This window comes from Pantoea sp. SYBGC1, from assembly GCF_057197005.1.
In genome coordinates this window covers 664,861-676,997 of record NZ_JBXUNM010000001.1, presented here as the reverse complement: position 1 = coordinate 676,997, position 12,137 = coordinate 664,861, and the positions used below count along the sequence as shown (strand labels likewise).

The following is a 12,137-nucleotide window of genomic DNA, read 5'->3' as shown; positions in this document are numbered from 1 at the left end:
CGGCTACGACCGGCGTTTTTATTGTTTTTAACATGGAGCGCTGCGCGGGGTTTGCGCAGCGGAAATAAATACGTGAATTACACCCTGATCGACCAAGACCACCAGCTGGCTGACGTGTGCCGCCTGGCTCGCCAGCATGATGCTGTTGCTCTGGATACTGAATTTGTACGTACCCGGACCTACTATCCTCAGCTCGGGCTGATTCAGCTGTTTGATGGCGAACAGCTGGTACTGATCGATCCACTGCCGATTAGTGACTGGGCGCCGTTTATCGACCTGCTGCAGGATACGCAGGTGATTAAATTCCTGCACGCCGGAGGCGAAGATCTGGAGGTCTTTCTGCATCGCTTTGGCTGCCTGCCGCAGCCGATGATCGATACACAGATTCTGGCCGCCTTTTCCGGGCAGCCGCTCTCCTGGGGATTTGCGGCGATGGTTAATCACTTTAACCGGATTGAACTGGATAAAAGTGAGGCTCGCACCGACTGGCTTGCGCGCCCGCTGACCGAGCGTCAGTGCCAGTATGCCGCAGCGGATGTCGCCTACCTGCTGCCTATTGCCCGTGAGCTGATGGCGCAGACTGAAGCCGCCGGCAACATGAAGGCCGCCCTGAGCGAGTGTGACATGCTGTGTCAGCGCCGGCTTGATATATTGCAGCCTGAAGAGGCGTGGCGCGATATTACCAACGCCTGGCAGCTGCGTCCGCGCCAGCTGGCCGCACTGCAGCGCCTGGCGGCCTGGCGCCTGAAAGTCGCGCGTCAGAAAGATATGGCGGTTAATTTTGTGGTACGTGAAGAGAATTTGTGGAAGGTGGCTCGCTATCTGCCCGGCAGCCTCGGTGAACTGGATCACCTTGGGCTCAACGGCCATGAAATCCGTTTTCACGGTAAAGCGATGATTGATCAGGTAGCTGAAGCGCAGGCACAGGATGAGGCAACGCTACCGGCACCGCTGCCCAATCTTATTGAGCATCCGCACTATAAGCAGGTCTTTAAAGCGATTAAAGCGCTGGTACAGCAGGTAAGCGAAGAGACGGGATACAGTCAGGAACTGCTGGCATCACGCCGTCAGATTAATCAGGTGCTCAGCGTGTACTGGGGGCTGAAATCAGCAAACCGCCCACCCGAACTGCTGAACGGCTGGCGTGGCGAGCTGCTGAAACCGGGAATCGACAAAATTCTGCAGGCACTTTAAGCGCGCTGTTTTCCCCTGCGCGATTACGCAGGGGAAACGCTGCGATCCGCCACACTCATTTCGGTGCGTCTTCCGTTTCCGGCAGCGTCACGTTCAGCTCCAGAATCGAAATATCGTCGCCTTTCTGATCGAGCTGTACTGTCACCATATCGGGATCGATTTTGACATATTTGCAGATCACTTCCAGGATATCGCGTTTAAGCTGAGGCAAATAGTGGGGCTCACTGTCACCCCTCCTGCGTTCAGCAACGATGATCTGCAGCCGCTCCTTGGCTATATTGGCTGTGCTCTTTTTACGGGATAAAAAGAAATCGAGTAAGGCCATTGGTTATCCCCCGAACAGGCGTTTCAGGAAACCCTTCTTCTCTTCTTCAATAAAGCGGAAGGGGCGTTCTTCGCCAAGCAGGCGTTCTACGGTATCAGCATAAGCTTTACCGGCGTCAGAATTGATGTCGAGGATCACCGGTTCGCCCTGGTTTGAGGCGCGCAGCACAGACTGATCTTCCGGGATAACACCGACCAGCGGAATACGCAGGATTTCCAGCACATCTTCCATGCTGAGCATATCGCCACGGGTCACACGACCTGGGTTGTAACGGGTCAGCAGCAGATGCTCTTTAACCGGATCCTGGCTGTTTTCAGCCCGGCGCGATTTAGAGGAGATAATGCCCAGAATGCGGTCAGAGTCGCGTACGGATGAGACTTCCGGGTTGGTTGTAATAATCGCTTCATCAGCGAAATAGAGCGCCATCAGCGCGCCGGTTTCTATGCCCGCCGGGGAGTCACAGACGATAAAATCGAACTCCATAGCGGCTAAATCGTTCAGCACTTTCTCTACGCCTTCGCGCGTCAGAGCGTCTTTATCACGCGTCTGTGATGCCGGCAGAATGTAGAGTTGCTCGGTGCGTTTATCGCGGATCAGCGCCTGATTCAGGGTTGCATCACCCTGAATAACATTCACAAAGTCATACACGACGCGACGTTCACAGCCCATAATCAAATCGAGATTACGCAGACCAATATCGAAGTCGATAACAACGGTTTTTTTGCCCTTTTGCGCTAACCCTGTCGCGATGGCCGCGCTTGACGTGGTCTTGCCAACGCCCCCTTTGCCCGATGTTACTACAATAATGCGTGCCATAAATGTTGATTTCCTTAACGAAAGAAAAGGGGCCTAAGTAAGTGTCTGGATGGTAAGCGCGCCCTCTTTCAGACAGAGGCGCGCCGCTTTACCAAAAAATTCCGCCGGAATCTGATCCATGATCCAGTACTCACCGGCGATTGAGACCAGCTCAGCGGCAAGATGAGTACAGAAAATCTGGCAGTCGCGATCGCCACTGGCGCCTGCCAGCGCACGGCCGCGCATCATGCCGTAAATGTGAATATTGCCATCGGCAACCAGTTCTGCTCCGGCGCTAACGCTGCTGGTCACAATCAGGTCGGCGTTACGGGCATAAATCTGCTGGCCGGAACGCACGGGCGTATTCACCACGCGCGTTTTGTTGATGCTCTCGGTAACAACAGCGGGTGCAGTCACTTCTTCCGCAGACGGCGCTTCAGCCGGTTTGCGGTTCTCTTTGCCTTCTGACAGCACCGGTAAGCCCGCGCGGGCCACCATTTTTTTCTGGACGTCATCTTTGCAACCACTGACGCCAACGATACGCAGCCCGGTCGCGCTGATCGCCTGCTGCATCTGCTTCCAGTTAATATCGCCGGATAGCGCTGAGATGTTCAGGACGACCGGAGCGTTCTGTAAAAAGGCCGGCGCCTGATCGATCTTCTCCTGCAGCGCCTGACGAATCACGTCGGGTTGTGAATGGTGCAGATGAACAACTGACAGGGTAAAACTGCTTCCCTTGAATTCGATTGGCGATTGCGGCATCTGTCCTGGCTCAGTCCTGTTTTTTTTGACCCGGAGATGAACGTCGATAAAATCGCCATTAACATCGTCGGGTCAATATTCGAAGTTCTGCAAGCATGTTATAGTTACTGTAATATTCAGGCAAGTGACGCTAACAGTTAATTCGAGTAAAAAATATGTTTTGTGTGATCTATAGAAGCCCGCAACGCGACCAGACTTATCTTTATGTAGAAAAAAAGGACGATTTCTCCCGCGTGCCGGAAGCGCTGCTTAAAGGTTTTGGCAAGCCGCAGTTAGCGATGGTGCTGTCGCTGGACAAGCGTGAGAGACTGGCTAACGCCGACATTGAAAAGGTAAAGCAGGGGCTGCGTGAGCAGGGTTTTTATTTGCAGATCCCTCCGCCTGTAGAAAGTTTGCTCAACGTCCATCTTGAGCAGGGTAAAGAAGTTTAATTCAGATTCATCTGTAAAAAATATAGCCTGTAAATATATTCAGTGTTCATTGATTAATTAATTGCCCATGTTCCATTCTGTCGTGGGCAATTAATTTGTTTGCCCGCCGTCGTAAGAAAGATAAATCTCTTTTGACAATTTCTGTTACACCTGTCGCGATAACCGTTAATATTATCCTCACTGGCGCCCCGTTCCGGCCGCTACTCACAGAGCCTCTGTCATCCCGGCAGAGCGCAGACATAACTCAGGCAGGTGAAAAATATGTATCAGCATCGTAACTGGCAGGGTGCTCTGCTGGATTTTCCGGTCAGCAAAGTGGTATGCGTAGGCAGTAATTATGCAAAACATATTAAAGAAATGGGAAGTGCAACGCCGGATGAGCCGGTGCTGTTCATCAAACCTGAGACAGCCTTGTGCGATTTGCGGCAGCCGCTCTCTATCCCGGCCGCGCTCGGCGAGGTACATCATGAGGTGGAACTCGCTGTCCTGATCGGCGCAACATTAAAGCAGGCCAGCGAAGAGCATGTAGCGAAAGCGATTGCGGGTTATGGCGTAGCGCTGGACCTCACGCTGCGCGATCTGCAGGCGGGATTCAAAAAAGCGGGTCAGCCCTGGGAGCGCGCAAAAGGGTTCGACAACGCCTGTCCGCTGTCCGGTTTTATTCCGGTCAGTGAGTATACGGGCGATCCGCAAAACAGCGAGCTGCAGTTGATGGTGAACGGAGAGCTGCGTCAGCATGGCTCCACGGCCGATATGATCCACAAAATCAAGCCGCTCATCGCCTATATGAGCCAGTTTTTTACGCTGCGTGCAGGCGATGTGATCCTGACCGGCACGCCAGAGGGCGTAGGGCCGCTGCGCTCAGGGGATAAACTTGAGATATCGCTGGCGGGTCACGGTATCAGCACGCGCGTGCTGTAATACTTGCATCACCGCATCTTAACCTTTATAAGGTGCGGTTTTGCTGAACAACCCGGACCGCAATGATGAGTGACCAACCTTTCTGGCAGACCAAACGTCTGGAACAAATGGACGACGCTGAGTGGGAATCGCTGTGTGACGGCTGCGGACAGTGCTGTCTGAATAAGCTGCAGGACGCTGATACGGATGAGATCTATTTCACCAATGTTGCCTGCAACCAGCTGAATATTAAAACCTGCCAGTGCCGTAACTACGAACGCCGGTTTGAGTATGAAGAAGATTGTATCAAGCTCACGCGTGAAAACCTCACAACGTTCAACTGGCTGCCGCGCACCTGCGCTTACCGGCTGCTTGGCGAAGGCAAAGCGCTGCCCGCCTGGCATCCGCTGCTGGCGGGATCAAAAAAAGCGATGCATGCCCAGCGGATCTCTGTGCGCTACATCGCAGTACGCGAGAGTGAAGTACGCGACTGGGAAGATCACATTATCGATCGTCCCGATCGGAATGGCTGATTTTGCGTCCGTCAGCGGCCAAAAAGGTTGCGCTGACGCGGCCTGAATAGCTGAGCAACAAGCACGACTAACGCCACCAGCAGGTAGGCGGCAAAAATGGCAATCATCCACTGCGGCATGCTCCAGCCGAGGAGCGTCCAGCCGCGCTCAGCGCAGTCGCCGCTGGCAACAAATACCGCAGGCAGCCATTTGTCCAGCGGCAGCCATGCCGGAAAGCGTGCGGCAAAGTCGCAGGTGACAAACGGGTTAGGGTGCAGCTGCAGCATGGTGTGCTCCCAGGATAAGCGCAGGCCCTCAGCGGCGCTGTAGATCCAGACGGCGAGGCTGGCCCAGCGCAGCGGAGTCTGCGGCGCAATAGCGCCCACCACGCCTGCCGCCATTACGCCAAACAGCGCACACCGCTCATAGATACACATCACGCAGGGTTTAAGCCCCATACCGTGCTGGAAGAACAGCGCCACCAGCTCCAGCGCCAGTGCGGTCAATGCCAGCAGCAGCCAGGCGCCACGCCCGCGCGAGCAGAGATTCAGATATCGCAACATAGTGGATTTCCCTTAGCTATCAGTGCCTGGCAGTGTAAACCAAAAGCCCGACGCTGCCAGCCTGCAATCAGGAATTCAGCGATAAAAATGACGCAGATCGTTTATGTGGCAGGTTGTCTGACCCGCCAGCCGCTTGCCCGGTACGGACCAGGTGAAAGCATTCAGCCCGCATGCTGAAATTTGCGCCAGGCCATGCTTTTAATCCGCCAGCAGACTATTTCCGCTATAGCCCCTCTGGTATGATGAGTGTAATGACGATTAAGAACGCAATGAGAACGTAACGCTATGGTTATCAAGGCGCAGAGCCCTGCAGGATTCGCAGAAGAGTACATAATTGAGAGTATCTGGAACAGTCGTTTTCCCCCCGGGTCGATTCTGCCTGCTGAACGTGAATTGTCTGAACTGATTGGCGTTACCCGCACCACCCTGCGCGAAGTGCTGCAGCGTCTGGCACGTGATGGCTGGCTCACTATCCAGCACGGCAAGCCGACGCGCGTAAATGATTTCTGGGAAACCTCCGGCCTCAACATCCTTGAGACGCTGGCCCGGCTCGATCACGATAGCGTGCCGCAGCTGATTGATAATCTGCTCTCAGTTCGCAGCAACATCGCCTCTATTTTTATCAGCCGTGCGCTGCGTCACCATCCGGAAAAAGCCCGCGAAGTGCTGGAGAGCGCGCTGCATGAGCAGGATCAGGCGGATGCCTATGCTGAGCTTGATTACCGGGTATTCCGCGGTCTGGCGTTTGCTTCCGGCAATCCGATTTACGGTCTGATCCTCAACGGACTGAAAGGGCTCTATACGCGGGTTGGACGCCACTATTTTTCCAATCCTGAAGCGCGCGAGCTGGCACGCAGCTTTTATCAGCAGCTGGCGGATATGTGTTCGCAGCAGCCGACGCAGGAGCAGGTGGTTGAGTGCGTGCGTATGTATGGACGCCGCAGCGGGGAGATCTGGCACAGTATGCAGAAAAATCTGCCAGACGATCTCGGCAACAAGCGCTAAAGAAAACCGGACTCTTCAGTCCGGTTTTTTATGCTCAGAGTCCGGGCGCACGCGGCGGACAGCGATCGAGCAGTTCTATACTGCCATCTTCGTTCTGCTGCTCCAGATGAATATCAAATCCCCAGAGCCGGTGAACATGTTTCAGCACATCGCGCCGGCTTTTATCCAGCGGCGCACGCTGCTGAGGAACATAGCGCAGCGTCAGCGATCGATCGCCGCGCAGATCCACGTTATAGACCTGAATATTGGGTTCCAGATTGCTGAGATTATACTGGGCAGAGAGCTGCTGACGGATGGCGCGATAGCCAGCCTCATCATGAATCGCCGCAATTTCCAGATAGTTATTGCGATCGTCATCCATCACGGTGAACAGACGGAAATCGCGCATCACTTTCGGCGACAGGAACTGACTGATAAAGCTCTCATCTTTAAACTCGCGCATCGCAAAATGCAGCGTTTTAAGCCAGTCGGAGCCGGCAATATCGGGGAACCAGTGGCGATCTTCTTCTGTCGGTGACTGACAGATGCGTTTGATATCCTGGAACATAGCAAATCCCAGGGCATAGGGGTTAATACCGTTATACCACTGGCTGTTATAAGGCGGCTGATAGATAACGTTGGTATGACTGTGCAAAAACTCCATCATAAAACGTTCTGATACTTTGCCCTCGTCATAGAGATGATTGAGGATCGTGTAGTGCCAGAAGGTAGCCCAGCCTTCATTCATCACCTGCGTCTGTTTCTGCGGATAGAAATACTGGCTTACTTTACGCACGATACGCAGCACTTCGCGCTGCCACGGCTCCAGTAAGGGAGCATTTTTTTCCATAAAGTAGAGCAGATTCTCCTGCGGTTCAGAGGGATAGCGTGCGGCCTCAACGTGTGACGCCTCTTTCTCTTTACGCGGCAGCGTACGCCATAGCGTGTTTACCTGACTCTGCAGATACTCTTCACGACTCTTTTGCCGCGCTTTCTCCTCCTGCAGTGAAATTTTCTGCGGGCGCTTATAACGGTCAACGCCGTAGTTCATCAGGGCGTGGCAGGAGTCAACCAGGCGCTCAACCTCTTCGACACCAAAGCGCTCCTCACAGTCAGCAATATAGTTACGCGCAAACAGCAGATAATCGACGATTGAACTTGCATCCGTCCAGCTGCGGAACAGATAGTTATTTTTAAAGAAAGAGTTGTGTCCATAGCAGGCGTGGGCCATCACCAGCGCCTGCATGGTCATCGTATTCTCTTCCATCAGATAGGCGATACAGGGATTAGAGTTGATGACGATCTCATAGGCGAGCCCCTGCTGCCCATGCTTATAACGCTGCTCGGTTTCAATAAACTTTTTACCGAATGACCAGTGCGCATAATTGATCGGCATCCCCACGCTGGAGTAGGCATCCATCATCTGTTCGGACGTAATAACTTCAATCTGATGCGGGTAGGTATCAAGCCCGTAGCTTTTCGCCACGCGGTCGATTTCAGCCAGGTAGACATCAAGCAGTTCAAATGTCCAGTCGGGCCCGTCACTGAGTCGTTTACTGCTGCGGGTTGGCTCGTCAAACATTGTCGTCATAGCGCACCTCTGTTTTGCAGGCGGCAGGAAGACCCTGCCACACGGGTGAAGGCTTCGTCCTGAGAAAGAGCGCCCAAAAACTGAGCGAACAGATCAAGGATAGTTCACTGTCTCGCATCCGATAACGGAACTCAAACGAATTCTTTTGGCAAAAAATCATCCGGATAGCGCGATCCAACTATGCTGTGAGATATTAATCCGGCTGCAAATAAAAAGGCAGAATAATAAACTGAAAAAACAGCGGTCAGGCAGCAGCGGGTGATTCTGCTGAAAAAGGGAAAAAGCCCTGATTTTTTTCTGACAAAGCGCTCAGGTCAGCGCTTCAGATGCGGTAAAACTCTGATCTTTGCTAACAGCAAGGATTTAAGTGTGCAGAATGTTAAAAAAGATGTGAAATAGCCGGGTCAAATCTAAGATAAACAGAGCAGCCTGATTATTCTGACTCAGGTTCTCATACCAGTTAATTATGCTTTTGTCTCGAGGGGCCTATGCGTGTCGTGATTCTGGGGAGTGGGGTAGTGGGAGTGGCAAGTGCCTGGTATCTGGCGCAGGCCGGACATGAGGTCACCGTCATCGATCGACAGCCTGCCCCTGCTTTGGAAACCAGTGCCGGCAACGCCGGTCAGATCTCGCCCGGCTATGCGGCGCCGTGGGCCGCACCTGGCGTACCGCTGAAAGCGATTAAATGGATGTTTCAGCGCCACGCACCGCTGGCGATGCGGCCCGATGGCAGCCGGTTTCAGCTTGAGTGGATGTGGCAGATGCTGCGTAACTGCGATATGCGTCACTATCAGGAAAACAAAGCCCGCATGGTGCGTATCGCTGAATACAGTCGCGACTGCCTGAAAACGCTGCGTGCAGAAACCGGGATTGCCTATGAAGAGCGGCAGGGCGGAACGCTGCAGCTGTTTCGCACGCAGCAGCAGTTCGACAGCGCCAGTAAAGACATCGCCGTGCTGAAAGAGGCGGGCGTGCCTTACGAGCTGCTGCAGGCTCATGAGCTGCAGCGTGCCGAGCCAGCACTGGCAGCCACCGCGCACAAGCTGACCGGTGGCCTGCGGCTGCCTAATGATGAAACCGGCGATTGTCAGCTCTTTACCCAACGTCTGGCAGAAATGGCTATGGCAGCAGGCGTCACGTTTCGCTTTAATACGCCGGTCGATCGGTTACTGCGTGAAGGCAACCGCATCTATGGCGTGAAGTGCGGGGATGAGGTGATTAAAGCGGATGCGTACGTCGTGGCATTTGGCTCCTATTCGACCGCGCTGCTGAAAGATATTCTCGCCATCCCGGTTTATCCGCTGAAAGGCTATTCGCTGACTATTCCGGTAAAAGATGCTGACGCTGCGCCACGCTCTACGATCCTGGATGAAACTTATAAAGTGGCCGTGACCCGATTTGATAACCGTATCCGGGTAGGCGGCATGGCTGAAATTGTTGGTTTTAACACCAAACTGTTGCCGGCACGGCGGGAAACGCTGGAGATGGTGGTGCGCGATCTCTATCCTGAAGGCGGGTTTATCGAACAGGCCTCTTTCTGGACAGGGCTGCGTCCGATGACGCCAGACGGTACGCCAATTGTAGGACGTACCCCGCTGACTAATCTCTATCTCAACACCGGACACGGCACGCTGGGATGGACCATGGCCTGTGGTTCCGGCCAGCTACTGGCTGATATTGTATCGGGTCAGAAATCCGCGATTGCCGCAGACGATCTCTCTGTATTGCGCTATCTGCCGGGTTTTGCCTCGCACGCATCGCCTTTACGTCGCGCGGATATCGCACGCTAACACTCACGGAGAGTTAACACTATGTCACGTCCTGTGCGCGCGTCGGTTAACCGACAGGCGCTGCGTCATAATCTGTCTGTGGTGCGCCAGGCAGCGCCGCAGTCACACGTATGGTCAGTGGTCAAAGCTAACGCTTACGGGCACGGTATTGCCCGCGTCTGGCAGGCGCTGGAGAGCACCGACGGTTTTGCGTTACTCAACCTCGAAGAGGCTATTCTGCTGCGCGAGCAGGGATGGAAAAAACCGATTCTGCTGCTGGAAGGGTTTTTCCACGCAGACGATCTGGCGCTGATCGATCGCTACCGGCTGACCACCAGCGTGCACAGCAACTGGCAAATCAAAGCGCTGGCGACCGCGCAGCTCTCGGCTCCCGTGGATGTTTATCTGAAAATGAACAGCGGGATGAACCGGCTCGGTTTTCGCCCTGAGCAGGTGCATAACGCCTGGCAAAAACTGCGTGCGCTGCCGGGAATCGGCGAGATCACGCTGATGGCGCACTTCGCTGATGCCGACAATCCGGAGGGGGTCGCCGGACCACTGCAGCGCATTGAGCAGGCGGCTGAAGGCCTGGAGTGTCCGCGTTCGCTCGCCAACTCTGCCGCCACGCTGTGGCACCCGCTCACGCATTATGACTGGGTGCGCCCTGGCATCGTTCTGTATGGCGCCTCGCCCAGCGGTCGCTGGCAGGATATTGCCGGTACCGGGCTGCAGCCGGCTATGACGCTGAGCAGTGAAATTATCGGCGTGCAGCAGCTGACAGCGGGCGACGGCGTCGGCTACGGCTATCGCTACCGGGCCAGCGGAGCGCAGCGGATTGGCATTGTGGCCTGCGGTTATGCGGATGGCTATCCGCGTCATGCTCCTACCGGCACACCTGTATCCGTTGGCGGCGTACGCACCCGCACGCTGGGAACGGTGTCGATGGATATGATGATGATCGATCTCGAACCTTGTCCGCAGGCGGGTATCGGCACCGCCGTTGAGCTGTGGGGTAATGACGTGAAGATAGATGACGTCGCTGCAGCGGCCGGCACGGTCGGGTACGAGCTGATGTGCGCGCTCGCCCCGCGCGTGCCGGTTGAGGTTATTTAAGCGCGGTCACGCTGCCGCGTATCTTACGGCTGCAGCGCCAGGCAATCAGCGCCAGCGCTGCGCCAGTCAGCATCATCAGAGCCAGTGACGATTTTTCCGCGACCGGCAGGGCAACAATCAGCATGCTGCCGCCAGCGCCTCCCGCCATCTGAATAAATCCCTGCAGTGCTGCGGCTACGCCCGCCTGCTGCTGATAGGGTTCCAGCGCATAGCTGGTGGCCGGGCCAACGGTAAAGGCAAGGCCTGCCACCGATACCGCCACCGGGATCATATAGAGCGCCCAGTGCGACTGCCATTCAGCAGGCAGCAGGTGAACGCCCGCCTGCAGCAATATTGCCCCCAGCAGCATCGTAACGAAGCCCATCGCCAGACAAAATGGCCGGCCCGCTTTGCGAATCGTTTTATTCACAAAGGCGCTGACCAGCATGATCCAGAAACCGTTGGCTCCAAAGGCAAACGAGAATTGCAGCGGCGTCAGGCCGCCTTTGGTCATCAGCACATGCGGAGCCAGAGAGACGTAGGTCAGCACCATGCCCAGTGCGCCTGCATTGGCAAACGCAAAAGCGAGAAAGCGCGGCTGGCGCAGAATCGCGCCATATTGCGCCAGCGGCAATCCCTTCACCCGCAGCGTATCCGCCGGCCGGGTTTCCGGTAAAGCCACGATCACCAGCAGGCCAATCGCCAGCGCATAGCTGCACAGGAACCAGAAAGGCGCACGCCAGCCATAGGCTTCCGCCAGAAGGCCGCCCAGCAGCGGTGCCAGAGCCGGAACGATGTTCAGCGCACCATTCAGAAACCCGTAAGCGCGTGCCGCCTCATCGCCGCTCAGGCGATCGCGTACGCCGCTGAATGCCACCACCGCGCTGCAGCAGACGCCGCAGCCCTGAATAATGCGCGCCAGGAAAAATACCGGCCAGAGCGTGGCGGTTGCCGCAACGGCGCTGCCCACGATATAGAGCAGCAGGCCAGCCAGCGCCACGGGCTTGCGGCCAAAGTTGTCCACCAGCGGACCCGTCACCAGCTGACCTATGCCCATGATCAGCAGGAACAGCGGGATGGTAAGCTGGATCAGGCTGACCGGGGCGTTAAGGCCATCGGCAATCTGCGGCAGAACAGGCAGGTAGAGATCAATACCGAGCGGAGCGAGCAGCACCAGACTCAGCAGAATAAGCGTGAATTTTTGCATGAAGAACCAGAA

The 12,137-nt window shown here is 55.3% G+C and carries 13 protein-coding genes; 7 read left to right on the top strand and 6 right to left on the bottom strand.

What is annotated here, in order from left to right; all coding sequences use genetic code 11:
* Positions 1-72 precede the first annotated feature (72 nt).
* Positions 73-1,194: a ribonuclease D gene (gene rnd / locus AC2CF9_RS03165; protein ID WP_484556233.1), complete on the top strand. Its 1,122-nt coding sequence runs from the start codon at positions 73-75 to the stop codon at positions 1,192-1,194.
* 55 nt (positions 1,195-1,249) lie between these two features.
* Here the strand turns inward: rnd and minE are convergent, their stop codons facing one another.
* Genes minE through minC form a run of 3 tightly spaced genes read right to left on the bottom strand, consistent with a single transcriptional unit; the run spans position 1,250 to position 3,076 of the window.
* Positions 1,250-1,519, bottom strand: a complete 270-nt coding sequence (gene minE / locus AC2CF9_RS03160) for a cell division topological specificity factor MinE (RefSeq protein ID WP_039384731.1) — start codon at positions 1,517-1,519, stop codon at positions 1,250-1,252.
* 3 nt (positions 1,520-1,522) lie between these two features.
* Positions 1,523-2,335, bottom strand: coding sequence for a septum site-determining protein MinD (gene minD, locus AC2CF9_RS03155; RefSeq protein WP_039384727.1), 813 nt, complete (start codon positions 2,333-2,335; stop codon positions 1,523-1,525).
* A 33-nt stretch (positions 2,336-2,368) separates the two neighbouring features.
* Positions 2,369-3,076: a septum site-determining protein MinC gene (minC, locus tag AC2CF9_RS03150; protein ID WP_484556232.1), complete on the bottom strand. Its 708-nt coding sequence runs from the start codon at positions 3,074-3,076 to the stop codon at positions 2,369-2,371.
* A gap of 155 nt (positions 3,077-3,231) precedes the next feature.
* Here minC and AC2CF9_RS03145 point away from each other — a divergent pair, with 155 nt between their 5' ends.
* The 3 genes from AC2CF9_RS03145 (at position 3,232) to AC2CF9_RS03135 (ending at position 4,940) form a co-directional block, all read left to right on the top strand.
* The gene (locus tag AC2CF9_RS03145; RefSeq protein ID WP_039384721.1) at positions 3,232-3,507 is read left to right on the top strand and encodes a YcgL domain-containing protein; all 276 of its coding nucleotides are present in this window, start codon (positions 3,232-3,234) and stop codon (positions 3,505-3,507) included.
* A gap of 261 nt (positions 3,508-3,768) precedes the next feature.
* Complete coding sequence (locus AC2CF9_RS03140) at positions 3,769-4,428, top strand: fumarylacetoacetate hydrolase family protein (RefSeq protein ID WP_150016270.1); 660 nt, start codon at positions 3,769-3,771, stop codon at positions 4,426-4,428.
* Between the two features lie 65 nt (positions 4,429-4,493).
* The gene (locus AC2CF9_RS03135) at positions 4,494-4,940 is read left to right on the top strand and encodes a YcgN family cysteine cluster protein (protein WP_039384718.1); all 447 of its coding nucleotides are present in this window, start codon (positions 4,494-4,496) and stop codon (positions 4,938-4,940) included.
* Between the two features lie 11 nt (positions 4,941-4,951).
* Here the strand turns inward: AC2CF9_RS03135 and dsbB are convergent, their stop codons facing one another.
* Positions 4,952-5,482 (bottom strand): disulfide bond formation protein DsbB, encoded by a 531-nt coding sequence (gene dsbB / locus AC2CF9_RS03130; RefSeq protein WP_484556231.1) that lies wholly within the window; start codon positions 5,480-5,482, stop codon positions 4,952-4,954.
* Between the two features lie 285 nt (positions 5,483-5,767).
* On the opposite strand from dsbB, the gene fadR reads away from it, so the two are divergent.
* Positions 5,768-6,487 (top strand): fatty acid metabolism transcriptional regulator FadR, encoded by a 720-nt coding sequence (fadR, locus tag AC2CF9_RS03125; RefSeq protein WP_108569375.1) that lies wholly within the window; start codon positions 5,768-5,770, stop codon positions 6,485-6,487.
* A 34-nt stretch (positions 6,488-6,521) separates the two neighbouring features.
* Here fadR and AC2CF9_RS03120 read toward each other — a convergent pair whose 3' ends face one another.
* Entirely contained in the window at positions 6,522-8,057 is a 1,536-nt protein-coding gene (locus AC2CF9_RS03120) for a SpoVR family protein (protein ID WP_065649154.1), read from the bottom strand.
* 488 nt (positions 8,058-8,545) lie between these two features.
* Between AC2CF9_RS03120 and AC2CF9_RS03115 the strand changes: the two genes are divergently transcribed.
* On the top strand, positions 8,546-9,847 hold the full coding sequence (locus AC2CF9_RS03115) for a D-amino acid dehydrogenase (RefSeq protein WP_484556230.1): 1,302 nt from the start codon (positions 8,546-8,548) through the stop codon (positions 9,845-9,847).
* 21 nt (positions 9,848-9,868) lie between these two features.
* A complete protein-coding gene (gene dadX, locus AC2CF9_RS03110; RefSeq protein WP_150016266.1) occupies positions 9,869-10,939 on the top strand; it encodes a catabolic alanine racemase DadX in 1,071 nt (356 codons plus the stop codon).
* Here the strand turns inward: dadX and AC2CF9_RS03105 are convergent.
* A complete protein-coding gene (locus tag AC2CF9_RS03105) occupies positions 10,932-12,125 on the bottom strand; it encodes a multidrug effflux MFS transporter (protein ID WP_484556229.1) in 1,194 nt (397 codons plus the stop codon). The genes dadX and AC2CF9_RS03105 overlap by 8 nt on opposite strands.
* Positions 12,126-12,137: the final 12 nt, after the last annotated feature.